At 45.3% G+C, this 26,394-nt stretch carries 24 protein-coding genes and 2 pseudogenes; 11 read left to right on the top strand and 15 right to left on the bottom strand.

What is annotated here, in order from left to right; translation table 11 throughout:
* Nucleotides 1-10 precede the first annotated feature (10 nt).
* Nucleotides 11-1,102 (bottom strand): uroporphyrinogen decarboxylase, encoded by a 1,092-nt coding sequence (gene hemE, locus KUL49_RS07915; RefSeq protein ID WP_131136952.1) that lies wholly within the window; start codon nucleotides 1,100-1,102, stop codon nucleotides 11-13.
* 268 nt (nucleotides 1,103-1,370) lie between these two features.
* The gene (gene nudC, locus KUL49_RS07910) at nucleotides 1,371-2,204 is read right to left on the bottom strand and encodes an NAD(+) diphosphatase (protein ID WP_131136951.1); all 834 of its coding nucleotides are present in this window, start codon (nucleotides 2,202-2,204) and stop codon (nucleotides 1,371-1,373) included.
* A gap of 161 nt (nucleotides 2,205-2,365) precedes the next feature.
* Here nudC and KUL49_RS07905 point away from each other — a divergent pair, with 161 nt between their 5' ends.
* The 5 genes from KUL49_RS07905 (at nucleotide 2,366) to KUL49_RS07885 (ending at nucleotide 5,518) form a co-directional block, all read left to right on the top strand.
* Nucleotides 2,366-2,830, top strand: a complete 465-nt coding sequence (locus KUL49_RS07905) for an Rsd/AlgQ family anti-sigma factor (protein ID WP_014977657.1) — start codon at nucleotides 2,366-2,368, stop codon at nucleotides 2,828-2,830.
* 35 nt (nucleotides 2,831-2,865) lie between these two features.
* A complete protein-coding gene (locus tag KUL49_RS07900; RefSeq protein ID WP_014951103.1) occupies nucleotides 2,866-3,339 on the top strand; it encodes a transcriptional repressor in 474 nt (157 codons plus the stop codon).
* On the top strand, nucleotides 3,329-3,793 hold the full coding sequence (locus tag KUL49_RS07895) for a chemotaxis protein CheX (RefSeq protein WP_014951104.1): 465 nt from the start codon (nucleotides 3,329-3,331) through the stop codon (nucleotides 3,791-3,793). Before KUL49_RS07900 ends, KUL49_RS07895 begins: the two co-directional genes overlap by 11 nt.
* Nucleotides 3,783-4,220 carry a secondary thiamine-phosphate synthase enzyme YjbQ gene (locus tag KUL49_RS07890; protein WP_014951105.1) on the top strand — a complete coding sequence of 146 codons (438 nt, stop codon included), beginning with the start codon at nucleotides 3,783-3,785 and terminating at the stop codon, nucleotides 4,218-4,220. Before KUL49_RS07895 ends, KUL49_RS07890 begins: the two co-directional genes overlap by 11 nt.
* Before the next feature lie 101 nt (nucleotides 4,221-4,321).
* A complete protein-coding gene (locus tag KUL49_RS07885) occupies nucleotides 4,322-5,518 on the top strand; it encodes an OmpA family protein (protein WP_014951106.1) in 1,197 nt (398 codons plus the stop codon).
* A gap of 126 nt (nucleotides 5,519-5,644) precedes the next feature.
* Here the strand turns inward: KUL49_RS07885 and dnaB are convergent, their stop codons facing one another.
* The 5 genes from dnaB to KUL49_RS07860 form a co-directional block, all read right to left on the bottom strand.
* Entirely contained in the window at nucleotides 5,645-7,030 is a 1,386-nt protein-coding gene (dnaB, locus tag KUL49_RS07880; protein ID WP_014951107.1) for a replicative DNA helicase, read from the bottom strand.
* A gap of 115 nt (nucleotides 7,031-7,145) precedes the next feature.
* The gene (locus KUL49_RS07875; protein ID WP_131136950.1) at nucleotides 7,146-7,616 is read right to left on the bottom strand and encodes a hypothetical protein; all 471 of its coding nucleotides are present in this window, start codon (nucleotides 7,614-7,616) and stop codon (nucleotides 7,146-7,148) included.
* Between the two features lie 254 nt (nucleotides 7,617-7,870).
* On the bottom strand, nucleotides 7,871-8,872 hold the full coding sequence (locus KUL49_RS07870) for a DUF4097 family beta strand repeat-containing protein (protein ID WP_014977658.1): 1,002 nt from the start codon (nucleotides 8,870-8,872) through the stop codon (nucleotides 7,871-7,873).
* Between the two features lie 13 nt (nucleotides 8,873-8,885).
* Nucleotides 8,886-9,398, bottom strand: a complete 513-nt coding sequence (locus tag KUL49_RS07865; protein WP_131136949.1) for a hypothetical protein — start codon at nucleotides 9,396-9,398, stop codon at nucleotides 8,886-8,888.
* The gene (locus KUL49_RS07860) at nucleotides 9,391-9,966 is read right to left on the bottom strand and encodes an RNA polymerase sigma factor (protein ID WP_014951111.1); all 576 of its coding nucleotides are present in this window, start codon (nucleotides 9,964-9,966) and stop codon (nucleotides 9,391-9,393) included. Before KUL49_RS07860 ends, KUL49_RS07865 begins: the two co-directional genes overlap by 8 nt.
* Nucleotides 9,967-10,083: 117 nt before the next feature.
* Here KUL49_RS07860 and KUL49_RS07855 point away from each other — a divergent pair, with 117 nt between their 5' ends.
* Nucleotides 10,084-10,734 (top strand): MOSC domain-containing protein, encoded by a 651-nt coding sequence (locus KUL49_RS07855; RefSeq protein ID WP_131136948.1) that lies wholly within the window; start codon nucleotides 10,084-10,086, stop codon nucleotides 10,732-10,734.
* Nucleotides 10,735-10,755: 21 nt separating this feature from the next.
* On the opposite strand, the gene KUL49_RS07850 is transcribed toward KUL49_RS07855, so the two are convergent.
* On the bottom strand, nucleotides 10,756-11,868 hold the full coding sequence (locus KUL49_RS07850) for an MBL fold metallo-hydrolase (protein ID WP_131136947.1): 1,113 nt from the start codon (nucleotides 11,866-11,868) through the stop codon (nucleotides 10,756-10,758).
* A gap of 289 nt (nucleotides 11,869-12,157) precedes the next feature.
* On the opposite strand from KUL49_RS07850, the gene KUL49_RS07845 reads away from it, so the two are divergent.
* Together KUL49_RS07845 and KUL49_RS07840 are read left to right on the top strand one after the other, a co-directional pair.
* The gene (locus tag KUL49_RS07845; protein ID WP_131136946.1) at nucleotides 12,158-12,847 is read left to right on the top strand and encodes a response regulator transcription factor; all 690 of its coding nucleotides are present in this window, start codon (nucleotides 12,158-12,160) and stop codon (nucleotides 12,845-12,847) included.
* Nucleotides 12,844-14,274: pseudogene (locus KUL49_RS07840) on the top strand (histidine kinase sensor domain-containing protein). Before KUL49_RS07845 ends, KUL49_RS07840 begins: the two are co-directional and overlap by 4 nt.
* Here the strand turns inward: KUL49_RS07840 and KUL49_RS07835 are convergent.
* The 7 genes and pseudogenes from KUL49_RS07835 to rpsF all read right to left on the bottom strand — a co-directional run bounded on the left by KUL49_RS07835 (nucleotide 14,252) and on the right by rpsF (nucleotide 23,419).
* Nucleotides 14,252-15,382 (bottom strand): annotated as a pseudogene (locus KUL49_RS07835) (PepSY-associated TM helix domain-containing protein). The pseudogenes KUL49_RS07840 and KUL49_RS07835 sit on opposite strands and share 23 nt — an antisense overlap.
* Before the next feature lie 13 nt (nucleotides 15,383-15,395).
* The gene (locus KUL49_RS07830) at nucleotides 15,396-17,441 is read right to left on the bottom strand and encodes a TonB-dependent receptor (RefSeq protein ID WP_110288848.1); all 2,046 of its coding nucleotides are present in this window, start codon (nucleotides 17,439-17,441) and stop codon (nucleotides 15,396-15,398) included.
* 96 nt (nucleotides 17,442-17,537) lie between these two features.
* Complete coding sequence (locus KUL49_RS07825) at nucleotides 17,538-18,641, bottom strand: efflux RND transporter periplasmic adaptor subunit (protein ID WP_131136945.1); 1,104 nt, start codon at nucleotides 18,639-18,641, stop codon at nucleotides 17,538-17,540.
* A 13-nt stretch (nucleotides 18,642-18,654) separates the two neighbouring features.
* Complete coding sequence (locus KUL49_RS07820) at nucleotides 18,655-21,840, bottom strand: efflux RND transporter permease subunit (RefSeq protein WP_131136944.1); 3,186 nt, start codon at nucleotides 21,838-21,840, stop codon at nucleotides 18,655-18,657.
* A 459-nt stretch (nucleotides 21,841-22,299) separates the two neighbouring features.
* Nucleotides 22,300-22,752: a 50S ribosomal protein L9 gene (gene rplI / locus KUL49_RS07815; protein WP_012519953.1), complete on the bottom strand. Its 453-nt coding sequence runs from the start codon at nucleotides 22,750-22,752 to the stop codon at nucleotides 22,300-22,302.
* A gap of 26 nt (nucleotides 22,753-22,778) precedes the next feature.
* Nucleotides 22,779-23,006 (bottom strand): 30S ribosomal protein S18, encoded by a 228-nt coding sequence (rpsR, locus tag KUL49_RS07810; RefSeq protein ID WP_012519954.1) that lies wholly within the window; start codon nucleotides 23,004-23,006, stop codon nucleotides 22,779-22,781.
* An 11-nt stretch (nucleotides 23,007-23,017) separates the two neighbouring features.
* On the bottom strand, nucleotides 23,018-23,419 hold the full coding sequence (gene rpsF / locus KUL49_RS07805) for a 30S ribosomal protein S6 (protein ID WP_014951120.1): 402 nt from the start codon (nucleotides 23,417-23,419) through the stop codon (nucleotides 23,018-23,020).
* 246 nt (nucleotides 23,420-23,665) lie between these two features.
* On the opposite strand from rpsF, the gene KUL49_RS07800 reads away from it, so the two are divergent.
* The 3 genes from KUL49_RS07800 to KUL49_RS07790 all read left to right on the top strand — a co-directional run bounded on the left by KUL49_RS07800 (nucleotide 23,666) and on the right by KUL49_RS07790 (nucleotide 26,288).
* Nucleotides 23,666-23,953 carry a YebG family protein gene (locus tag KUL49_RS07800; protein ID WP_014951121.1) on the top strand — a complete coding sequence of 96 codons (288 nt, stop codon included), beginning with the start codon at nucleotides 23,666-23,668 and terminating at the stop codon, nucleotides 23,951-23,953.
* A 269-nt stretch (nucleotides 23,954-24,222) separates the two neighbouring features.
* A complete protein-coding gene (locus KUL49_RS07795) occupies nucleotides 24,223-24,957 on the top strand; it encodes an ABC transporter ATP-binding protein (RefSeq protein WP_131136943.1) in 735 nt (244 codons plus the stop codon).
* Nucleotides 24,957-26,288, top strand: a complete 1,332-nt coding sequence (locus KUL49_RS07790; RefSeq protein ID WP_131136942.1) for an ABC transporter permease — start codon at nucleotides 24,957-24,959, stop codon at nucleotides 26,286-26,288. Before KUL49_RS07795 ends, KUL49_RS07790 begins: the two co-directional genes overlap by 1 nt.
* Nucleotides 26,289-26,394 lie beyond the last annotated feature (106 nt).

Genomic DNA, 26,394 nt, shown 5'->3' with positions numbered 1-26,394 from the left:
TCGAAGTCGCTTACTTGTGATATTGCTTACTAAGTTCATGTACCGCATTAACAAACACACCTGCATTTTCAGGTGGTACGTCTAGATGGATACCGTGACCTAAATTAAATACGTGACCGCTACCTTCACCGTAACCTTCTAGAATGGACGCCACTTCTTGCTCAATTCTTTGCGGTTGAGCATACAGCATTGATGGATCCATATTACCTTGAAGTGCAACTTTATCGCCAATGCGCGCACGCGCTTCTTTAATGTCGATAGTCCAGTCTAAACCTACTGCGTCGCAGCCTGTCGCCGCAATCGATTCTAGCCACATGCCACCGTTTTTGGTGAACAAGGTAACAGGTACTTTACGGCCTTCATTTTCACGGGTCAGCCCACTTACAATGCGCTCCATGTACTGAAGCGAGAATTCTTTGTAGTCACGAGGAGATAACACGCCACCCCAAGTATCAAATACCATGACTGACTGCGCGCCCGCAGCGATTTGAGCATTTAAATACTCAGTAACAGAATCAGCCAGTTTTGCTAGTAACGCATGAAGCGTTGCTGGCTCAGCAAATGCCATTTTCTTGATTTTGGTAAAGGCTTTACTTGAACCACCTTCAATCATGTAAGTCGCGAGTGTCCAAGGGCTTCCAGAAAAACCAATTAATGGCACTTCACCTTTAAGCTCATGGCGAATAGTACGAACGGCATTCATTACGTACTGTAGTTCACCTTCTGGATCAGGAAGGCCGATTTTATCCACATCCGCTTTACACGTGATTGGATTTTTAAAGCGAGGGCCTTCACCTGTTTCAAAGTAAAGACCTAGACCCATCGCATCTGGGATGGTCAAAATATCCGAAAAGAGAATTGCAGCGTCGAGAGGAAAACGACGTAAAGGTTGTAGCGTCACCTCACATGCAAGTTCTGCATTCTTGCACAACGACATAAAATCGCCTGCTACTGCACGAGTCGCTTTGTACTCTGGGAGGTAGCGCCCGGCTTGTCGCATCATCCATACAGGTGTGACATCAACCGGCTGCTTAAGTAACGCACGTAAGTAACGATCGTTCTTTAACGCGGGCTTATCAACACTGGGGAAATTTTGCGACATATAACTCACCTAAATTACTGAAGATATTTGAGCGCGAAAGTATACCAGTATTCTTAACTAAGGTGTGCTAAAACCTGTATTAAAAAATCAATGTTTTAACGACAAATCGGTGTAGTGTCGATTATTAAAGACAAACAATACTTGAACATTACTTTAAAAAGACGCTTGCACTTAAAGTGAGTGTTTGCTATTACTATAACCGTTAAAGAAAAGAAGCCCTACATGGGACCGTGCTAAACTTATTGAAACCCTGCCTCGGCAGGGTTTTTTATTTGTCGCCGATTAGAGACACCGTTTCAGCAATTAGCTGTCCAGCGATGGATACTTTAGGTGGAATAGTCGGCAGCGCATCTATATCAAACCATTGCGCATCATCTATCTCGTTCTCCTGACAACGAATTTCCCCTTCGTCATACTCGGCAATAAACCCGACCATTAAGGAATGTGGAAATGGCCATGGCTGACTATTGTAATAGCGCAAGTTTTTAACCTTAACGCCAACTTCTTCGAAAACTTCTCTGTGTACCGCTTGCTCCAGACTTTCACCACTTTCTACGAAGCCTGCAAGGGTTGAATACATATTGGATTCTCGGTGGCGAACGCCTTTGGCCAAAAGTATTTTTTCGTTGTCGTGTATAGAAACAATGATGCAGGGAGACACTCTTGGATAACTGCGATGTTGACAGCGGTGACAATGCATTGCCATTTCCCAATCTACGCGTTCAGTCTTGGCTCCACATTGCCCGCAAAATTGATGAGTACGCAAGAAATGGATGTATTGCCAGGCTCGCCCAATGACGGAAAAGGCAATATCGTATTCGGCAAAAAGAAGCTGCCTAAGCGTTACCCGTTCCCAACCGGGCTCGTCAACATGCTCAGCGCCCAAATCAACAACATATACGGGCAGGTCTCTATGCGCCGTCTCATTGAGCGGCGGAAGTTGATGAATTTCATCGACATAAGATGCTAAGAAAGGAATATCACTCAGGTAAGCAACTGGGATAGACTCAGACGATTCTTGTACTACAATTTTGCCGCGACTAAAAACTACCCACAGGGCTTGCTGAGCAGCTAGTTTCGCCTCATCCAACTTTATCATCATTGCACATTACTCCTGTTCTTTAATGCTTCATACTACACTAAATACTGAGCGTATAGATCGCCACCATACATTTTGAAACGAACTTTTTCGCGCAAAATTTGTGTCGCTAGTGCACAGTGTTATACTGAAACTTATTGTCGCTAAACGGGTAACACATCAAAATGTTGCAACAGTTAGAAAGCGTTAAATCAAAATGGGGCGGGAAAAGCCAGGTTATTGACCGCTGGTTAATGGACAGACAGGCACTGTTAGTTTCTTTCTGTGAACTAGCAGGTATTAACAAGCGAAGCGAGTGTTTACCTGACCCAGATGAAATAGACAACTTTTGCAGCGCATTACTCGATTATTTGTCGGTAGGACACTTTGAGGTTTTCGATATGTTGGTTGAAAACGACAATGAAGGCCTTGCACTACGAGATAAACTTTACCCCAGATTGACAAAAACCACTGACGCAGCACTCGCATTTAATGATACGTTTGCACAAGCAGTAACGCCCGAGCAGGCAGCTGAATTTGACTCAGCGCTAGCCAAGCTTGGTGAGACATTAGAAGAGCGTTTTGCCTTGGAAGATGAGTTAATAGCTCATGTACACACTAAAAAACGTGATCCAGAAGTGACGCTTTAATATAACAATGAAAGTCGAGTTTACGGTTATCATCAATGAACAAAACCACACTTATTCATAAGGCACGGGCTTATTGCGAGCAACGCGGCGCCAGATTCACACCGCTTAGAGAAAAGGTGTACGAAATTCTTGTTTCAAAGCACGGCCCTATGGGTGCTTATGAACTACTCGACTCACTGAAAGAAACAGAGTCTAGTGCCAAACCTGCGACAGTCTATCGCGCCCTTGATTTTCTTCTCGATTTTGGGTTTATTCACCGTTTAGAGTCTACCAATGCGTTTGTGGCCTGCTATCATTTTGGTTGTAACCACCCTGTTCAGTTTCTAATTTGTGACAGCTGTGGTGATGTTGCTGAAATTCAATCTGAAGGTCTTCAAGAGACCCTTGATAGCCAAGCAAAGCAACACGGATTCAAAGTATCGAAACAAACTATAGAGGCCCATGGATTATGTGCCGATTGTCAACAAACGGAAGATCACGCTGCCCAGGAGAGTGTACATGAATGCTGATTTTGTGAACCCGTTTATTGCTGGTCTTTTGAACGTGCTTGAAACCATGGCTCAAACTAAATTGACCCCGGGCAAGCCCAAGCGCAAACAAAGTGATATCGCCAAAGGCGATGTATCGGGGCTAATTGGCATGGTGGGCCCTGACGTTCGCGGCTCTATGTCTATTACTTTTGACGAGTCTTTGGCTCTGACCATAATGGAGAGAATGGTTGGCGAGCGCCCTGAGAAGCTTGATGCAGAAGTAGGCGACATGGTTGGCGAAGTTACCAACATGATTTGCGGTAACGCAAAGCGAGACCTTGCTGAGCGGGGTTACGAGTTTGGAATGGCAACACCCATCGTTGTATCAGGAAAGCAACATACGATTAGTCACCAGGTTGATGGTGCTAAAATTATTCTTCCTTTCATGTGCGACGAAGGATTAGCGCATTTGGAAATCTGTTTTGACAAATAATTTCTGGCAGTCTGAAAAAATTACACTCGACAGCTACCCGAGAGGATTTCACCTGATAACACAGCAGGTGGAATCTGCAATACCCAGTATTCGTCATGTTGAAGTCGGCCTTTTGCACCTATGGCTTCAGCATACAAGCGCTAGTTTGACAATCAATGAAAATGCCGACCCTACAGTGAGGCATGATATGGAAGCGTTCTTCAACCATAGTGTAAAAGAAGAGCTTTCTTTTTTCAGGCATACTTATGAAGGTAAAGATGATATGCCTGCTCACTTAAAATCGAGTATACTAGGGTGTCAACTTACTATACCTGTCCAACAAGGCAAGCTTGCACTTGGCACGTGGCAGGGTATCATGCTCGGCGAACACCGAGATCATGGTGGAAGACGAACAATTATTGCCACATTACAAGGGATCGCAGCCTAACCCATATTATAAATGGCACAATTTGTGCTAGCGTTAAACGTTAAGCACAACACAAAATTATCAAAAATCGATAATCACTCAACGTTAAACAGGATGTGACTATGAAACAACACTTTAAAATGGCAGCGCTATCTCTTGCTGTAATTTCTTCGACTAATGCATTTGCACAAGACTCTTCTGAGCCAGAGTACAAAAACTGGTTTGGTTTGTCTGGCATGTATTACAACACTGACGACTCACGTCCGTTAGATCTAACTGACGGCGGCCTTTACGACGATGGTCGTGGCGTAGCTTTTGAATACGGTTTCCGTTTTACTCAAAGCTGGGCAGCACGTGTTGAATTTACAGCCCTAGACCTTGATTATGCAGGCGGCGGTGATGAAAGCGGTGAAATGGTTGGTGTTGACGCACTATACTTCATGCCAAATGATGCATGGTTCGTTTTTGGTGGTGTTAAGCGTCAAGCAGTAGGCGAATCAACTACGCTTGGTAACATCGGTATCGGTAAACACTGGGACATCCACGAAGATGTTAAACTTGTTACTGAAATCGCCGCTTATCACGACTTCGGTGAAGATTACAATGACTACAGTGTTAAAGTTGGTATCGCGATCCCATTTGGTAAAGGCACTCCTGCCGCACCTAAAGACAGCGACAACGATGGCGTTGTAGACAGCAAAGACCAGTGCCCAATGACACCAGCGGGTGTTCGTGTTGACGCAAATGGTTGTAGCATCGATGATGATAACGATGGCGTTCTAAACAACGTTGACCAGTGTCCTAACACTCCAGCTGGCACTAAAGTAGATGCAACTGGCTGTGCAATTAAAGATTCGGACAACGACGGCGTTGTAGACAGCAAAGATATGTGCCCTGATACACCAGCTGGCGTAAAAGTTGATGCAAAAGGTTGTACAGTATTTGACGAAGAGACAGTAGAAATCACACTACGCGTTCTATTCGACAACGAAAGTGCTGTAGTTAAAATGCCAAAAGATCCAGAAATCTCTGAATTTGCTGAGTTCATGAAGCAGTATCCTTCAACAACTGCGGTAATTGAAGGTCACACTTCTGCACCAGGTAGTGAAGCTTACAACATGGACCTTTCTAAGCGTCGTGCTGCGAACTTCAAAGAAGTAATGGTAGACATGTACGGTATCGAAGGTTCTCGTTTAGAGACTATCGGTTACGGCGAAACTCAGCTTCTAGACAATGGTAAGAATGCTGAAGCACACCGTGTTAACCGTCGCATTTCAGTGACAGTTAAAGACACAGTGAAAGTAGCTGAAGAAAAGTAATTCATATACAATGAATTGAAAAAGGCGCCTTACGGCGCCTTTTTTGTGTCTGAAATACTTTAACTTGTTAACCTTTAAAATGTAGACCGTGGCCGCAGTCGAAGCCTTTAGTCGCTATAAGAGGGGCTAATATTCGTCGGCTATGGCAGGGCCTGCATAGTTGTCAAATCGTGAGAATTGGCCTTGGAACGTAAGTCGACAGGTACCAATTGGGCCGTTACGCTGTTTACCAATAATAATCTCTGCAATGCCCTTATACTCACTGTTTTCGTGATAAACCTCATCACGATAAATAAACATAATAAGGTCGGCATCCTGCTCGATTGAGCCAGACTCACGAAGGTCAGAGTTTACAGGACGTTTATCGGCGCGTTGTTCTAGCGTACGGTTAAGCTGTGAAAGGGCAACTACCGGCACTTCAAGCTCTTTAGCCAATGCTTTCAATGAGCGAGAGATCTCTGCAATTTCCAATGTTCGGTTATCGCTAAGAGAAGGTACGCGCATCAACTGAAGATAATCCACCATGATTAGACTGATTCCACCGCGTTCGCGAGCGAGTTTTCTTGCGCGACTTCGCACGTCCATTGGTGTAAGGCCTGATGAATCATCAACAAACAAACAATCTTTGTCTTTGAGCATAGCCATGGTGTTGGAGATACGTGCCCAATCTTCATCATCCAGCTGTGCAGTACGAATTTTGGTTTGGTCAACGCGGCTTAATGACGCCAACATACGCATCATGATTTGTTCTGAGGGCATCTCAAGACTGAAAACAAGTACAGGTTTATCTTCTGCCATCATGGCGTTTTCAATCAAGTTCATGGCGAAGGTGGTCTTACCCATCGATGGACGAGCCGCCACGATAATAAGGTCAGAGGGCTGCATACCACTGGTCATTTTGTCTAGGTCGGTAAAGCCGGTAGTAACACCGGTAACGTCTTTATTGGTTTTCACCAATTCTTCTAGACGGTCAATGGTCTTCCCTAAAATAGATTCGACATCGCGAGGACCTTCGTTTTCACCAGTTCTTCGCTCGGCAATTTCAAATACTTTACTTTCGGCCAGATCAAGAATGTCTGCACTGTCACGGCCTTCGGGGTTGTACCCAACTTCCGCTATTTCATGCGCCACGCCAATAAGCTCTCGGGTTATCGCGCGCTCACTGATAATTTGCGCATAAGACACAACGTTCGCAGAACTTGGCGTGTTTTTGGCAAGTTCACCTAAGTAGGCAAAACCACCGGCATCTTCCAGTTCATCATGCTTTTCCAGCTCTTCTGATACTGTTATAAGATCTATTGGCTGGCTACTGTTTAGTAGTCGAGTGATAGCACGAAAGATAATTTGGTGTGAGCGATTGTAGAAATCGTTATCGGTAACAAGCTCCGCGACTTTGTCCCAGCTTTCAGGGTCAATAAGCATGCTGCCCAAAACAGATTGCTCAGCCTCAATGCTATGAGGTGGAACCTTCAATTTTTCAACATTCTTATCGTTTTTAGACGCAGACGCCACGAGTGAAACCTATTCCAATGCACAAAAGTCAGTTGGATATTATGCGCTTTTAACGTCCATCACTCAACAAAGGAAGTCGTCATTTTGTTGCGAAAGCGCAAAAAGACAACATCGTTTAAAGCGTTTTCTCCAGCTTTAAAAACGTACCATCAACCAAGGTGTAGGCGCTGCCACCTTCCTGAAAAATGAGTGTAGAACCCATGATTGCCGAATTATCAAGGCACGACAAACTTACTTTAGTAATCTTGTCGTCGCTAAAGCCGAGCGATGATGGAGAGGCTTTGAAAGCAGCATAAAAATCTTGATTACTGATATTTTTCGTTGAATACACCGGTGACTCACAAAATGCCTGATCGAGTTTAGCCGAGTCTGAAGCATAGGTTACCGAGCGACCCAAGAACTTTTCTGACTCTATTGATGAGTGAGCTGAAACACCTACATTATAGGCCTTAGTCACCACCCAAGTACCTTCGTAATAAGCGGGTTCATGAACAGCACAGCCTAGCGTAAATGCGCATATTCCAAACGCACCAATAATTAGACTATGAAATCGCCAAAACCTTTTGACGTGTCCAACAATACTCAATGTAACCTCCAATCAAAAAATAACAAACCATGTGATGATGTGGGTGAAGCGTGCAGGTCCGCTAACTTGTAACTAAGAGCCATTAAAACGCACTTTTGTTACTTACAAACGCTCAGCTACACATTTTTAGCGACCAAACAAAAAAAGCTGCGATCATTCGCAGCTTTTCATTAATCACCACATGTCTGATTAATAAATGTGGACTAAATTCATTTTTTCAACCTAAAGTTTCAATTGTGTTGCCTATAGCTTATTCACTTTTGGTCTATTTCAATTCGCCCGTGTACCGTAGAGATGTCTACATTTGCAGCCCCACCGTTGTGGATAAAGCGTAGCCAGCTACCTGGGCCATACTTAGGCTTTTGCGACTTTTCATCACTGATATTGTTTACAATGTTGCCGCCAGCGTGCGTCTCAATATCAAATTGTGCCGATACGCCATCTTGAAAGACAAATTCCATCGCACCGCCTACAGAATTCGCTTTTACGCTACCGTTCTTATTAAGACCTAAACTTGCGTAAGTCCTTCCATTAACCGTATTGATTTGCAGTACGTCCACCGCTTGAAGAGACACATCGATTCGACCGTTGACGGTTTCTACTGATACGTCTGGGCTATCGGAAGTGATGTCGAGCTTGCCATTAACTGACGCAAAGCTCACTGGCGTGTTTCCTGAGTGTGACGCTTCAATTTCGCCATTCACTGTTTCCGCCTCTAAACGGCCTCTCACATTCTCAAGCACGATATCGCCATTAACCGACTCAACTTCAACCCGCTCACCTATGTTTTTAAGGGTTACGTCGCCGTTTACCACCTCAACATCTACTGCTTTTGTTATACCTTCTGCAATAAGATCAGCATTGACCGCGGTATAGTGAAGGTCGCTTGCTGAAGGTATATAGATAACAAGGTCGTCGCCATCTTTACCTTTATTAAACCAGCTCTTTGAGTGGCGCTCGACTTCAACGTGTATAACCACGACATCTCCACGTCTTTCAAAGATAAACTCTTCAGTTTGATCGCCCAGTTCACCGGTGACACGAACCTGAGACTTATCCCAAACTCGGATATCTGCTTTTCCGTTGATGTGTTCAATGTCCACTTTCGGCGAAGACGATGTGTCGATGGTCTTATCTACTTTTTCTCCTGCAAACGCCGCAGTAGCGATACTTAGCAGCGCAGTAGTAAGTAATACCTTGGCCCCCAAAGGTGCCATGAACGTGTGCAAAAATGTGCTTTTCGTATTTATATTCATCTTTAAACCCTTATTAAATTTGCTGCCACTTTGGCGCGTGCACTCGCTCAATTAAGGCAATCTGCTGTTGATATACGTGATGCAGCATTTTGATTAATGCTGAGTTGTCTGGATCGTCCTTTAATGCCGCTTTAATAACATCTGCAGCATCGTCCAATTCTTTTAATTGCTCTTGCCAATCTTCAGTTAGCGCCGTGGTACTTTCATAACTAGCAAGAAGACTATTCACTTGTTGTTGCTGCTGCATACTCATTGCGTCAATCAGGGCATAGCCATCGCTTCGACTTTCATCAGCTTTAAACGCAAAAGGAGCCGCGAACCACAATACAGTAACTAAACAAACGCTTGCGGCTATTGCCCTCCACTGTTTTGATGTAACCGTAGATGATGAAGCGTCGTCTTGTGAAGCGTCGCCTTGCTGCGATGTTATGCCGAGTTCAATACCTCGCCACAAATCTCGTTCTGGCTGCTTCTCTTTCGATATCCCAGAAATATGCTGAGCAAGCTTGTCGTCAAAATTACTCATCATCGACTCCCATAAAATCTTTCAATAATTGCTTAGCACGGAAAAATTGTGCTTTGCTTGAGCCCACTGCCATGTTCAACATGCTGGCAATGTCTTCGTGTCTGTAACCTTCAATTGCATGGAGGACAAAAACCATTCTGGCTCGCTCGGGTAAGCGAATAACTAATGCTTCTAAATCCACATCGGTGCTGTTTTCTTCAGCCGGCATCTCGTTAATGCCGCTGTTTTCCAAGTTAAACATCCGCTGCACCCACCCCTTCTGCTTACGCATATAAGAGATGGTAATGTTTGCCGTAACGCTGTGTAACCACGTGGAAAATTGGCTTTGCCCATCAAAATTACCCAATTTTTTCCATAGCTGAATAAAGACTTCTTGCGAAGCATCTTCTGCCATTCCCTTTTCACCTGTAAGCCGGTAACAAAGCGCGTAGACTCGCCCAATATGTTCATCGTAAAGGGACCGAAATGCCTGCTTATCGCCCTTTTTCGCTTTAGATATCAGCTCATTTTCGCTTTTATTACCAAACACCACATTGGCGTGTACAACACGTTGTTGTGTGTGTTCCATTCTTTTCTCTTTGTTATTTGTGGTGCTGATTAGCATTAGCACTTGTTAGTGTTATAAGGTTAGTCGTACCCTATAGTAGAAAGGTTTAAATGCACAAAAATATTTTTTGGAGATGCCATGTCTACCTCATTTTCTGTTAACGCTCTGTTTGCTGGAAAACCTCAGCCGCTAGGCCCTCGTGGGGCACCAAGCAGTATTGTTAAAGCCCCCGTCGATGCGTTAACGGTGCATATGGACCGAACCGATGAAGACGAACAGGCCAACAAACGTCTTCACGGTGGACCGGAGAAAGTGCTGCATCAGTTCAACCCGACCAACTATCTGACATTAAGAAAGCATTTTCCTGAAGGCGAATTTTCGCTGGGCAGCATTGGCGAAAACATCAGTGTAGAGGGCATGGACGATGCTACCGTTTATATCGGCGATATATGGAAGTTCGGCGAGGTAGAACTGCAAGTAAGTGCACCCCGTGCCCCTTGCAATAAAATCTCGCAACGCTTCGAAGTGCCCAATTTAGATAGATTTGTCGGAGAACGAGGTATCACTGGCTGGTATTACCGGGTTGTTAAAACAGGAACCATCAGTGTTGGCGACGAAGTAACACTACTGCACCGTGAGGACGATACCGTTAATGTTCACACCCTAATGCAATGCGCCCATACCAAAGCAGACAAAGCCCTGGCCCAAAAGCTAGCGAATCTTGAGGCGCTTGATGACGAATGGCGCGGAAAATGCCAAAAAATTGCGGATAAGATTACGGATAAATAGGCCATTTATCCGTAGCTTAAATTAAAAAGACGCCTGCTCACCTTCATTCAAAATAATCCAAGGCATTGCAGGGTTTATCTGCTTCTTCATTTTCATAAGACGAAATAGCGCAGAATGTGACGTCTTGTCACCCATCATCCAGCTGGCATTTCCATAGCCCCAAGGCACTACGGCTTTACAGCCTAGGTCTTGGGCCGCAACAATGGCATCTTCTGGCGTAGTATGTACCTTGCGATACCATTTAGGTGAGGTTTCGCTGAAATAAGACGCTATAGGTAACAGGCAAACATCTATTTCACCAAAGCGCGCTTTAATATCCTTGAAGTGCGGTGAATATCCCGTATCCCCCGCAAAGAACAATGTTTTGCCTTCACTCTCAAATACCCAACCCCCCCACAGTGTCGCATTGTCGTCCTCGTACAAATAAGGCACCCAAATTCGGTTACTGAAATGATGGGCCGGCACGAAGTGGATAGAGGTTTTGCCTACGTTTTTGCTGGTATACCACGCCATTTCTTTAATGGTGTAGCCTCTATTAGGGAAGTGCTCTGCGAAACCTAACGGAACAAGATATTCGGGCTTTGTGCCTAATTCGGCAATATCGGCTTTATTGAAATGATCATAGTGAATATGGGAATAAACCACAGCATCGGTTTGTGCGAGTTTGTCTTCACCTACCTCAGCGGGTTCGTTGCGGCTGAACCCCTCCGCCAATCGAAAAGCCCAATTAACGGGCCAATCAAACTGCCCAAACACAGGGTCAATAAGTATTTGCTCACCACTTGCGGTGTTAAGTAAAAAACTTGCGTGCCCTAACCAGGTGACATTAAAGCCGGTGTGCAAGTTCACTTTCGGGTTGTTGCCAACGAACTGACAATTTTGCATGTCACTTTCACATTCAATATCGGCAGACGCTGGGTAGCAATCATTAGTGCACGTGACAGGGTATGCTTTAAAACTGTCGTAAATATTGCTGAATCTGTCCTCATACCCAGGCTCATTGGCGTGCTTGATTACAGCATTTTCACCTTCTATCTGAGTAACATGGTTAGAGCTGGCGCAACCAGTCACGACACTTCCTGCTACTACTAACGACGCCGACAACGTCGTTAACTTCTTTAAACTCATTACCATTTTTAAGATCGTGTCCTTGTAGCTCCAACCTAGGAGGCAAAGCGCTTAGTTGACTGCTGCGTCTATGCTTTATTTACTCAATTGTGCAGACATCAAGAGCACCGCAGTTTAGCGCAAGCACTAAGATAGCTGTTAACCGTTATTGTAAAGCGAGAAACCATCAGCACCACAGTAAATTTGTAACAATATAAAAGCGCGCGTTAGCGGCCCCATTTATCGTCACAAACCGATTAGTTGCAAATGATAACTATTATTAATAGTATGTTTAAAATTCTTTCCTGAAGCCATTATGCGTAAAACCCGAATACTCATTGTTGAAGATGACGCGACGTTAAGTGAACAAGTCACACAGCTGTTGCAGTCTCGAGGATTTGACACTCGCCACGAAAGTGACGGTAATGCTGGATTACAAGCTGTGCTTGAGGAGAACTTTGACCTTGTGTTACTCGACATACGCCTTCCCTCTTTAAACGGCTTGTCGCTGTTAAACCAATTAAGGCAAATAAAGCAAACACCGGTGATGATGATCACCGCGTCAGGTGCCGAGCAAGAAAGGATTGAAGGCTACCGTAAGGGCGCAGATGACTACTTACCCAAGCCCTTCAATTTTACTGAAATGATGCTTCGCATCGACGCACTGTTGCGACGCAGCAAAACACTAAACGACTCAGGCACGCAAAAGTCGGAAATCATTGTTGATGTGCTTTATTTAAATCGCATTCAGCAAGTTACCAAATACCACTCAAGACTACTCGAATTCACGCCAATACAATTTAAGCTTCTTTGGATGTTAGTAGATAACAAAGGGGAAACGTTGAGCAAAGCATTTCTTTATCACAGCGTGCTTAACAAACCCTTTTCGAGGTACGACCGAAGCTTAGATATGCATTTGTCTAGAGTACGCAAAAAGCTCGTTGAGACTGGCATGCCCCCTGAACGCCTTGCCACTGTCCACGGCCAAGGATATCGCTTTTCGTGAAAAATAAACTGCTATGGCGACTGTGCGCATTTATTGCCGTTGGTACTGTTCTGTTATTTTGGGCCATCGCGTGGCTTACCAATCATACCGAGACCAGCATGAGTTTTATCGATAAAGCTCATCAAGAAACCCTTTATTCCTATGGTCAAGAAGCGAAGAAAATCTACCTGGAGGATGGAGAACAAGCGTTAGCTGCTTTTTTGCAAGAAGTGAAGACAAAAGAGGACACATGGCTTGCCGTAGTTAACTCCCAAATGACCACATTCGCTAACACCCAAATGTTAGATGAGTTTGTTGACCGATTTCAAATAGGCCGCAGCCCCGAATGGAAAATACATTTATACTTTTCTGAAAACCCTGTGATGGAAGTCCCCTTCGTCGATGACAATACGCACTTTTTAAATTAACTTCCACAGCGTATGCGCCCAGGTTCGTTATTGCTCGCCACACGCTTAACGCTTCAAATTGCATTACCTCTAGTGATATTAAGTCTGTTGAGTTTTATGCTGTATCGACACCTAATGACGCCACTAAAGCAATTAGAAAATGCCACAAAAGATTTCGCAAATGGGAATTTAGAAGCCCGTGCAATGGCTGCAATGCCCAAGCGAAATGACGAACTTACTGGGCTTGCCCAAACGTTCGACAAGATGGCCCAAAGAACCAGCAGTCTCATTTATAATCAAAGAAGTTTGCTTGCTGATCTCTCTCACGAGCTTCGCACGCCTCTTGCCCGCATTGATATGGCAATAGACTTTGTAGAGCAAGACATTAATCGTGAACAAGCACTTTCACGCCTGCGTTATGAAGCGAGCACGATGAGGGAGCTTGTTGAAGATACCCTAACCTTTGCATGGCTAAATACAGAATCGCCACAATTGAACAGCGATGACTTTGACTTGGTAGAACTTATCAATGTTATTTGTGAAGATGCGCGGTTTGAATACCCTGATAGAACCTTGCATGTCGACACACCTGAATGCGCGAATATTGAAAAGAGCAGCCAGCTTGCTTTGGGGCAGGCGTTAGAAAATATTATTCGTAATGCTTTGCGTCATACCCCTGAGCAAAGCAAAGTGAGTTTAACGCTGACCAGCGATAACAATAACTATGTTATTACGGTTACAGACGAGGGCACTGGCGTCCCTGAATCAATGCTAGACGCCATATTTGAACCCTTTTTCAGGGTAGACAAGGCACGGGCAGCCAAAAACTACGTACATGCCGCAAAGCGCTCTGGCTTTGGTCTTGGGCTTGCACTGGCGAAACGTCAAATTGCCGCTGTGGGCGGCGACATTTCGGCGATAAATCGCGCTGCACTAATCAAAGGCAACGCATTACATAGAGACGCTAGTGCTACAAAGCAAACAGGGCTAGTCGTTACCATTACCCTGCCTAAGTCTTTTAATGCTGCTTTCGCAAATTGAGAAGTCTCTGCACACCAAGTAGTGTGCCAGTATAAACTAAGATACAGCAAAGCAAGCTTACCAGCCCTGCGATGGTCTGCCCTATAAAGCCAAAGTATTCTCCCGTATGCAAAAAGCGGGAAGTACCCCAAGCCTGACTCCCTTTGGGCCAATCGGTTTTGTACAGTGTCCTAATAATGTCACCGGTTCCCGTGTCGAAATACAGTGAATACGCTAACTCTTGCCTGTGCCCTATACTTTTATCGATATAAAACCGTGCAACACCCTCACTTTTGCCAATTTCCATCCACATGGAATACCAATCCTGATAGCCATTTTCATTGGCGTGTTGCTGAGCTTTGGTAAATAGCGTGTCGTAACTGACAACGTCGGCGTCTAGCGTCTCAGGCGTAGCTTTCTTTTCGCGAGTAGGGACTTGTTCACCGTACATTCCATACAATGCTTTGTTTGCCCACTCAAAATAAAACAGGGTAGCCGTTAGTCCAATCACAACTAAAAAAAGGCAGTGACCACATACCAAAAACAAAATGCCAATGTCGGCGACGGTGCTGTTTATTAGTGTACTTTTGCCGTAACCACATTTGCTGCTTTAAGGATTTTTTCGATATGTGTTTGGGCAACCATATGATGACTCCCGATAACAGCAAAAAATAAAAATAAGATTGCTATAAGCCGTTATGGTTTTGCCAATTAATTGGTAATCCCCTTCCATTAAAAGGTATCGATGCAGGTCAGTTATGACATGAAATGCTTCTTCAACGACCCCTTCTCCTTCTCTTAATATATCTCCGGTATAGGGGTGAATAAGATAGCTGTGTTCGCCGGCCCATGCGGGAATTGCCGCTCCCTCGCTATTGACCCATCGAACAAAAATATGCGCTTCGTTAGGATGCTTTTCACGAAGTATTGATACAACCCGCTCAGTCGAGATTACCGACTTTTCGATATCAATCGTTTGTGCATAAGCCATTTCACTTAGCTCTTTGAACTGGCGCTCGTAAGTGAGTAATACACCAGTAAAAGCCATAATGAAAACGACAATGCTGGTCAATAAGCCAGCAAAGAGGTGGGCCCAAAAGACCCACCTTTTAAACGTGGAAAAGTTCATTTAAAGGCGTTGCTTAGAAATCGTAAGTCACAGACAAACGAATATCTCGTCCAGCTTCTTGCGGACCAATAACGCTTGGGAATACTTCGCTGTAGTCACCCACACTTGAATGGTCGATATACGCTTCATCAAACAAGTTCGTTACCGCCAGATTTAAGCGAAGGTCGTTTGTGACTTCCCACTCGCCATAAATATCCACTAGGGTATAGTCTGCTTTGTTAAGTGAATAAAGCGAGTCGGTCCAACCGTTTTCCAAGGCCTGATGTAGTGTATCTATGTTGATGTCGTCAACCATAGTGATGTTAAAGCCGACGCTAATGTCTGCAGTAACGGTGTAATCTGCACCAAGTACCCACGTATCACCGCGACTATTGCCTAAGCCAACAAACTCGTATCCGTTAATATCGATGCTGTTATAAGGTACGCTGTACAGACCTTCGCGAGGCATCAATTCAACATCTACGCTTGAAAACCCAAAGTACACGTCAACAGAGTCCCAGCGATACGCAAGGTTAAACTCTACGCCAGATGATTCTAGGTCACCGATATTATTAAATACCGAGTTGCCTTGATAACCGCTAAATAGCACATCATCAATAGTAGATTCATAGGCGCTAAGACGCGCATTAAGGTTATTCGCGCTGTATTCGATTGACGCTTCAATATTGGTGACAGTTTCAGGCACCACGTCACTGGCTACAACGGGAACGTCCTCACCATCATATAAGTATTCGTCAAGCGTGAAACCATCACCAATTTGCTTACCGCGCGCCGCTTCTGCGTAACCAAGACCAAGGGTCCAAGCTTCGGTAAGCTGATATTCAAGACCGACGTTAAAGCTAAGTTCATTGTCGTCTAGTCCAGATGGCTCATCGGTAACGGGTGTGCCGTAATAGTCATCAATCAAGATTTGTTGCTGAAAATCAAAGTCGTCATAACGAACACCGTAGCTCAACAACAACTCTGGTGTGATATTGCTATGAGCTTGCGCGTAAATACCCATTACGCTGCCTTCTTCTGCGTTCTGCACAGGACCTACGCCAGGACCACTTTCTACCTCATCTTTACGATAGTCGATACCGTAGGTGAATACGTGATTTGAAATGTCAGTGGTGTTTCTAATATCGAAACCATAGGTATCGATATCAGACAAGAAATCGAAACGGCCGCCGCGGAACGATGATGAAGTTTGGTATGCAGTGGCCTCTAAGAAAACCAATGCGCTGTGGTCAAAGCGGTAGTTCGCTACGTAGGTATCACGCTCTGCTTCACTAGGATAAAGTGGAGCACCTTCTAGTACTACCCAGTTAGGTCTTGCCGAAAACTCACCCTCTTCATCGCGCTGCTCTGCGCTTATTGAAAGGTATTGATTATCCGCAATGTAACCACTGGCTTTAAGGAACATGAGATCTTGATCTGCAGCAGTACCCAGCACTTCGTTGCCGTCGCCGTCTTCAAAGTTATCTCTGTCAACCGTGCTGTAATAACCTAGCAAGCCCCATGAATCACTTAGCTTTCCATAAAGGCTGCCGCTATATCGCGTGCCTTCGTTTGAGAAATAACTCGCTTTTACTCGACCACCAAATTGTTCGTCGCCTCTCAATAAATCTTGCGCATCTTTGGTTTTAAAGCGGATTGAACCACCAATGGCACCTGGGCCACTGGTTGCTTCACCTGCACCAGCCTGCACATCGATTTGCTTCAAAAGATCGGGATCTAGCGTTACGCGGCCAATGTGGTGAAATAGGGTTGAGGTTTGTTGCGCGCCATCTACGGTTACATTCAGGTAGGCATCTTCTAGTCCACGGATAAAGATTTTCTGCGCTACACCTACTGAACCGCCAACGCTGACCGACGGAGACTCTCTAAAAACATCAGCTAAATCGTTTGCCTGAAACTGCTCAATATCCTCGGCAGTAATGCTCAAGTTAGTTGCTGCGCCTACCACAGCAACTCGCTCTATAGACTTGGTTTCTTCATTCTGGTTTTCTAGGGATTGCGCAAATACTACCGGACTGGATAGCGTGCATACTGCACTGGCTAAAACTAACTTTTTCAAGGATGTCTCCATTTGATAATCAACAATTACAAATAAGAAACATTCTCATTAACTTTAGTCTAAATGGATAGCACTTTTACATTTGTTACAATTCTCTCAGTTCTTCGCTGTCAAAGACTCACGCTCACTGTTGTAACGTACTTTCTGGCCTGCACGCAGACGTTCAGCTCCTCTCACCACAACCGAGCGCTTCGGGTTCACATCGCCAAACACTTCAATTCTATCGCCCATCCCCACCCCGGTTGTCACCTTAACTTGCTCCGCTTCATTATTTTCATTGAGCTGATAGATAAAGGTGCCCGACTTTCTTAGTACCAGTGCATCGCGGGGTATGGTGACACCATCATGAGTATCGCTGCTAGGCAGCGCCACGCGCACTGCACTGCCTATAGGAAAGTCACCGGGGTTGATGGCAATTCGTAGCTCCATCATGCGCGATGTACTGTTGCCTACCGGTACAATGGCACGAATAGATTCTTCTACTTGGTTCACGTTATTGTGAACGCTAACGCTCATGCCGTTAGCAATATAGGGTAATACGTTGAGCGGTGCGCGCACTTGAACTTCAACGCTATCAGGGTTTACCACGCGAAGCAGGGTTTGCCCTACCCCAGTGTATTCGCCCGGCGACTGCTGCCTTTCAACCACCAAAGCCGTAAAGGGAGCACGAATACTGCTTTGTGCTATCTGATATTCGGTGAATTCTAAATCCAATTTGGCTTGCGCTAACTCCTGCTTAGCATTCTCTAAGTCTGCTTCCACTTCCTCTAACTCGCCTCTGGACGTGTTTTGACTGGCCTGAAGGTTTTTGTACCTCCCGAGTCGTTTGGTAAACAGTTCAACCTGCGACTGCCATCTGGCAATATTTGAGGCATTTTGATTGCGGGTAATGCTTAAGCGAGTATCGTCGACTTTAACTAAAGGCTCCCCCGCTTTCACCACATCACCTACATCTGCCATCCAAGTGATGCGACCGTCTACCTCAGAAGCAAGGTTTGCATCGATAACGCTTAGTACCGTTCCAGGAACCCAGGTTAGTTGTGAAATCGCTTGCTCTCTGGCTTCATCTATTTGAACCAGCACTGGCGGTGGTTGATTGCTATCCTGTGCTTGCGCGCTCAACGACACACTGCTTATAAGCAAAGCAAGAAAACTAGAGGCAAACACACTAAGGGCGAGAGTAGAAGTCATTGCTTTCATGGTTGTCTTTTCCTTACACATGATCGTTGTATTTATTTTGTTTTACGGTGGATGAGGTAGTCGGCGAAGCGCCAGTGCTCTCTATGCGCTCGGCCAGGGGTTTGAGTATATTTACAGGTGACGTTGAAGCCGTCATACGCAGCAAGGTAGGCAGTAATAGCAAGGTGAATATGGTACTCACCGTCATTCCTCCCACAATAACAGCCGCAAGACCTCGGTAAATAACGCTGCCTGCACCTGGTAGTAACAGCAGGGGCAGCATGCCAAAGATTGAAGTCAGCGTGCTCATAAAGATAGGCCGTAAACGTAGTTTGATGGCTTGTTCTACCGCGTCATCACGGGTCAGCCCTTCTTGCTCTCCTAGGCGAGTCTGATGCACGAGTAAAATGGCATTGTTTACTACAAGCCCTAGCAAAATAATAAAGCCAATCATGGTTAACAGGTCCATGGGCTGGAAGGTAAAGATGTTCATGATACGAATAGCAATCACCCCGCCCACCGTGGCTAGCGGAATAGAAAGTACTACCAGCACGCTGTCTTTTAACGATTTAAACAACCCCGCCATTAGCAGCAGTAGTAACACCATGGCAAAAAGAAAGTTATCAGCCATCGAGGCAATAGCGCCTTTTAAGCTATCCGCGCTACCACCATAATTAATAGCGCCATCGGTAGGCATCATGGCCATAATGGCGGGCTCAACCTCAGAGGTAATCACTTTCATGGCTTCTTCTAAACTCATCCCCTCTGGCGGATTTACGTTTAGCGTAAGGGTTCTTCGACCATCAATGCGCTGAATACGGCTTGGTCCTACGGCTCTTTCAATACCTACCAGTTCGCCTAATTGTACCACCTCGCCTGATGGCGTCATGACTGGCGTGCTGTTTAAGTCTTCGGGTGTAAACCAAGGTGCTGAGCGAAAGATAATATTCATGCGTTTGGTGCCATCGAAGTACTCCCCCACATACATACCATCACCCATGGCACGTACCAGGTTCCCCATACTGCCGCGATTTAACCCGACTTCCATCATTCGGCTATCATTGGGGTAAAAGCGAAGCTCTGGTTCAGCTTGCTCTAGTGGAGGATTCGAACGCGCATTAGCGTTAGGGAAAACTTCTCTCAATTTGTCTAAACCTGCTTGCGCAGCGATGCCGAGCATGGCTTGGTCGGTACCTTGAAGATGAATGTCGATTGAGCGACCGTTTCCAAAGCCGCCGAACAAATTGCCCTGTTGTGAAAAGGTCTGTGTATCCGGCAAATCCTTTAAAATTTCATCGCGAACAATGGCTTCTAACTCTTTGACCTTAGATTGATCTTTAGCGCGCACACCCAAATTTCCGCCATTTGGCCACGTAATAATGTAGTAGTTCTTCAGCGCTGGCTGCTTTTCTCCGTCCATATAAGGCTGCAATCGCTCAACAATAATTGGCATCACTTCTTCGCTAATAAAGTTTTCACTGGCACCCGCAGGCAAACTTAAGAAGGCGTCAACGGCATCGCGTTTTACGGGTGGCAAATAGTCCATGGAAGGCATAAGCAGAACACTACCTGTAATAGGCACGCCCATGAGTGTTATGACTAATACGAGGCGGCGAAGCGGCGTACTTGATAGCGACATAATAGCGCGGGTTATTTTTGCCCATACCCGCTGTAAGCTATCAGCTGGCATATTGCCATTAAGGTATCGAGCGGCAACAACAGGCAATACCGTTACCGCAACCACTAGCGACATACACACTGCAATGGCAATGGTAAGAGCGAGGTCAGCAAACAATTGCCCTTCAACATCTTCCAAAAACATGACGGGAATAAAAATAGCAACGGTGGTGGCTGTTGACGCCATGAGGGCACCAAACACTTCTTTCGTTCCCCGATGGGCACAATCGTCCATGTGCGTTTGTGAATTTGGGTCTTTATTTTCGATTTCGGCTTCGGCGCTCTTGCGCGTTCTTACAATGTTTTCCAGCACGACAATAGCGGCATCTAGCACCATACCTACCGCAAAGGCGAGTCCTGCCAGTGAAATGATATTGAGCGAGCGACCGGTAAGTTGAAGCACCACAAAAGTGCTAAGTAGTGAGATAGGAATGGCCAATGCCACAATGAGCGTTGCCCGCAGCTGGCGCATAAAGAGCCAAAGCACGGCAATGGCAAGCAGCACGCCTATAAATAAATTGCTGGTAACTAGCTGCACCGCTCTATAGATAAACACTGAGGCATCGAAGCTTTGCGCCATTACTAACTGTTCAGGGGCCAAGTCCTGTTCGTTTATTTGTGCAACTTTTGCTTTTACGGCTTCTAAGGTAGCTAAAACATTGGCGTTGTTTTGTCTGTCTACGCGAATAGATATAGCCGGATTGCCGTTTTGCACACTGTAGTTTGCACCGTCAGCGCGGGTGACTTTAATTTCGGCAATGTCATTTAGCGTGATAGGGCTGCCGTCTCGCCATTCAAGGATCATTTCACCCATTTGCGTAGGCTCGTAGCGACCTTCAAAACGCAGGGTATAGCGTCTTCTGCCCACATCGACAAAGCCGCCTGAAATATCATTCGCACGACCCAACTCGTTGGCAACTGCCGTTAGGTCAATGCCTAACTGCGCCGCTTTAAACGGGTCGAAAACAATTTGAAACTCCTCAACGCCGCCAACCCCGCTTTCCATACGTGCTCTGGCCACGCCTGGAATAGCCTCAAGCTGAGGTTTAATGACATCGGTAAAAAAGGTTACATAGGTATTAATTTCATTTGGATTGCCCGGAAGGCGCTGAAGAAAAAAGTAGGTCAAAGCGGGGGCGTCTCCCCCACTTCCAGCAAGCATTATATTAGGGGACAAGGCATCGCGAGGTAGTGGCGGTACGCGATTCATGCGGCTAATCACTTCAATGAGCGTTTTCTGCATGTCCGTATCTAAACCAAACTCTAGATTAATCCACGCATTACCTTGGTTTGCCCATGCATTCATCGACTCAAGGCCAGGGATCCCTTGCAGCACTTCCTCTTGAGGTTCAATGATCTCCGACTCAATTTCTTGGGGCGACGCAGCGCGCCACGAGGTCTGGATATTAATATTCGGTCTTTCAATGTCAGGAAACAGCTGTACAGGTAAATTAAACAGGCTATATAGCCCTAAAAATACCAGCAGTATTATTCCTATACCTACCCCAGTCGCGTTTTTTATTGCTTGCTTAGTGATGTCCATAATATGGCACTTATGCTTTTTATTGTTTGGTTTACTATAGGTCGCAGGAATGACAGAAAAAGTTTAAAGCCATGACACTAAGAATTTCAGCGATTATTAACATTTTGTTTAAATACCGTTTAAAAAACGTTATTTATCGCAGATGAGTGGACCTCAAAAATACACCATTTGTCGGCGCTGGACATATTTGCTTACACCCACCGTTAATTAGGCGTCGCGACGTGGAGTGAGGGTAGGGATATTTTAAACTCGCCCTTCGGGAAGGTCTGGCAAGCTTCACTCTGGGAATTTAAAAAGCAACGGCCATTCCTGCATTCCCACGCTTTGTTAGGAAACTTGCCAGCGCCTTCTGGGTGGGCAATCATCTATGCGGATTGGTATTGGTCTTTAAGTATCGAACAAAAATTTAGAGCAAAAAAAAGCCGCTCTAGGAGCGGCTTTTTTCAAATACGTCAGCGATTACGCTTCAGCAATGATGATCACTTTGATTGAAGTGATAACGTCAGAGTGAAGTTGTAAGTCGATGTCATACTCACCAGTCTCACGAAGAGTACCAGTAGGTAGTTTAACTTCTGCTTTTTGTACTTCAACGCCAGCTGCAGTGATTGCATCAGCGATGTCACGAGTACCAACAGAGCCAAATAGTTTACCTTCGTCACCAGCAGGAGCTGCGATTGTAACTTCAGCAAGCTCAGCAACTTTTTCAGCGCGTGCGTTAGCAGCAGCTAGTTGCTCAGCAATTTTCGCTTCAAGTTCAGCACGACGTGCTTCGAACTTTTCAACGTTGTCTTTAGTTGCAGGAACCGCTTTACCCTGTGGGAAAAGGAAGTTACGAGCGTAACCAGACTTAACAGTCACTTGGTCGCCCAGGCCGCCAAGGTTGGCGATTTTATCTAGTAGGATGATATTCATCTTAGCTAACCCTTATATTCGCCAAATTACTTGTGTGAATCAGTGTACGGAAGCAACGCAAGGAAACGTGCGCGCTTGATCGCAGAAGACAGCTGACGCTGATATTTTGCGCTTGTACCAGTAATACGGCTAGGGACAATTTTACCGCTCTCAGTGATGTAGTTCTTAAGAGTAGCGATATCTTTGTAATCAATCTCAGTCACACCTTCTGCAGTGAAACGGCAGAACTTACGACGTCTGAAAAAACGAGCCATGGGTGATCTCCTTAAGCGTTGTCTTCAGTGGTTTCAGTTTTCTTTTCCGCGCGATCTTGGCGAGGAGCAGAATCGTCACGACGCTCACGACGAGGCTCTTCTTTCATCATTGGAGAAGGCTCAGTCACAGCAGTCTTAGTGCGCATAACCATGTTACGTAGGATCACGTCGTTGAAACGGAAAGCATTTTCCAATTCATCAACAGCTTCTGCAGACGCTTCAGCATTGATTAGTACGTAGTGGGCTTTGTGCAGCTTTTCAATTGGGTAAGCCAGTTGACGACGGCCCCAATCTTCTAAACGATGAATCTGACCACCGTCTTGCTTTAGGATTGTGGTATAACGCTCGATCATACCAGGTACTTGTTCACTCTGATCAGGGTGAACCATAAATACGATTTCGTAATGACGCATTATAGCTCCTTACGGTTGTAGCCTCGACAGTACAGCCGACTGTATGGAGACAAGGAACGAATTGGGATGGCTGTAAGGGCGCGCATTATACGCAGCAGTTACTAATTGCACAAGCATTAATCACCTTTAGAACAATCATTTGCCCTTTCCCCAAACACTACGCTCAGACATTTAATCAAAATACTGTTTATTTATACAGTAAAATACTGTACAGTTTTTGTGTCTTTAATAAACAGGGGACCTACCATGGCCATTACCACACAGTATGTTGTTACGCACAAAGGGGTAGAAAAATTGGTAACTACCGACAAAAAAGAAGCCGATCAGTATGACAAAATGCTCGATGCAGCAGATAACCTTGCTGACTACATTCATGCGAAGGGCATCAAGCTAGACGATAGCGTAGTGGAAGAGCTCACCATCATGCTGTCTAAAAACAAAGATAAAATCAGTAAGATTTTCAAAGGCGCTACCGCAGAAAGCGTATTAGAAGATGAAAGCGCAGAAGTGGTAAAGCTACAAGCTAACGGCTGATAATTTAGGCGCGCCTCTCTTTTGCGTCGTTATGATGAGCAATTAATAAGAGCAATTGCCGCTTTAGGCTGATGAGATCTGATAGCATAGCTATACGCAAAAATGTTATTTGATAACATTACCTCAACGCGGCAATGTGTTTTCTCTGGTTTTTAACTGGGTGAACAGACGTGTCGCTTTTGCTAATGTGAACATAAGACGTAAATACAGGTCGGGCTTAGCGTGAATACCATCAATAAAAAAATAGCACTCACTCCCAGCGCAACGCAGTGTCTGAAGGGCGTAACACAGCGATTGAAGTTAGCAATTTACAGTTTTCGTACACCAAAGAAAGCCCCCCCATCATTGACATTAAAGCGTGGCAAGTTTCGCAAGGTGAGCACGTTTTTCTCTCAGGGCCTTCGGGTAGCGGAAAGAGCACATTGCTCAATTTGCTGTGCGGAACATTAGCTCCAACTCAGGGCGACATTGCCTTATTAGCGCAGCCTTTCTCCGCATTATCGAACCGACAGCGGGACAAGTTTAGAGCACGCAATATCGGCGTTGTTTTTCAACAATTTAATCTTATTCCCTACCTTTCTGTGGCACAGAACATTAATGCGGCGGTGTATTTTGCAAGTACAAACGTCAGCAAGACAGCATCAGACGCAAAGCTTCGTCATTTACTGGACAAGCTACAGTTGCCTTCTCACGTGCTGCATGCGAAAGCTGACGCATTGAGTATTGGTCAGCAGCAGCGCGTTGCCATTGCCAGAGCACTGATTAACGACCCACAATTATTAATTGTCGATGAACCTACCTCTGCCCTAGATACCGATGCCAGAGATAGTTTTATGTCGCTGTTAAAAGACGTTGCAGGTGAAAGCACCATGATTTTTGTTAGTCACGATAAAGCCATGGAGAGTTATTTTGACCGCCACTTCAGCATGAGTGAATTAAGCCCAAGTACAAACCACATAAAAACGCGAGGCGATGAGGCCCCAAAAGCACAGGAGCGTGCGTAATGCTAAGTACCATTGCTATTGAAAGCTTAAAGCGCAGGAAAACAACGGCAATCCTCACACTTTTAAGCATTACCATCAGCATTAGTTTACTTTTGTGCGTGGACATTATTCGCACCCAAGTTAAAACCAGTTTTACGCGCACCGTTTCTGGTGTTGATCTTATCGTTGGCGCACCAAGTGGACAGCTTAATTTACTCCTGTCGTCAGTGTTTAATATAGGCACTCCCACCAAAGGTATTGAATATATAAGTATTGCGGCGCTTCAATCTAACAAGCAGGTATCGTGGCTTATCCCACTATCTTTGGGTGATACCCACAGAGGTTTTAGAGTAGTAGGTACGACCAACAGCTTTTTCGACCACTTTAAATACGGTGATATGCAATCACTTGAAATGGCAGCAGGCTCGACATTTACGCAGCCACTGTCTACCGTTATTGGCGCAGACATCGCCAAATCATTGGGGTACAAGGTAGGAGATAAGATTATTATTTCCCATGGTCTGGGTAGCGTATCGTTCAACAACCATGATGATCACCCTTTCACTATCTCAGGCATAGTTAAGAAAACCGGTACGCCCGTAGATAAAGCCGTATACGTTACCCTACAGGGACTTGAAGAAGCCCACACAGGACCTAAACATTCCCCCACCTCAATGTTAGGCCGTAAATCTGCTGACAAGGCGAACGAGCATGAGCATGAGCATGAGCATGAGCATGAGCATGAGCATGACGAGCATACAAAAGAACATGCAGTTTACAATAGCGAAGCGTTTACGCCTGAGTCAGTATCCGTGGTGATGCTGGGGCTTAAACATCGGGTAACTGCACTGCAGCTTCAGTATCAAATTAATCAAAGTAAAAAAGAGCCGCTAATGGCTATTCTACCGGGCATGGCACTCGCAGAACTTTGGCAAATTATGGGAAATGTTGAATCGCTATTGCTTGGCCTTTCCGGTCTTATCGTCATCTGCGCGCTAATTGGGCTTGCGACTATGCTGCTGGCAACGATGAGAGAGCGTTATCAAGAAATCGCCGTTTTACGAACTATAGGCGCAGGACCGTTTACCTTACTGCTACTCATACAGATTGAAGCGATGCTGCTTACGATTTTGAGTGCCGCACTGAGTTTAGGCTTGGTAGCTGGGCTTATGAGCGCACTAAAACCTTGGTTAAGCAGTACCTATGGATTGTTTTTAAGCAGCCCGCTGTTTGGACAAAGCAGTGTCATTATCATTTTACTGATACTGGGGTGCACATACTTGGTTTCGCTATTCCCCGCTGTGGCGGCCTACAGACGCGGCCTACACGCGGGACTAAACGCGAACTCATAAATACCCATGCCTACAGCGTTGTTTCCGGTTTTATAGGCTTTTATTTAGCCCCACATCTGTGCGCCAATAGGCAATAGGTCTTTTAATGGAGCGAGCTTAAGCGAGC

The organism is Alteromonas sp. KUL17, from assembly GCF_006538305.1.
GTDB lineage: Bacteria > Pseudomonadota > Gammaproteobacteria > Enterobacterales > Alteromonadaceae > Alteromonas > Alteromonas macleodii.
The sequence above is the reverse complement of the archived record's forward strand: the minus strand, read 5'-3'. Positions and strand labels throughout refer to the sequence as shown.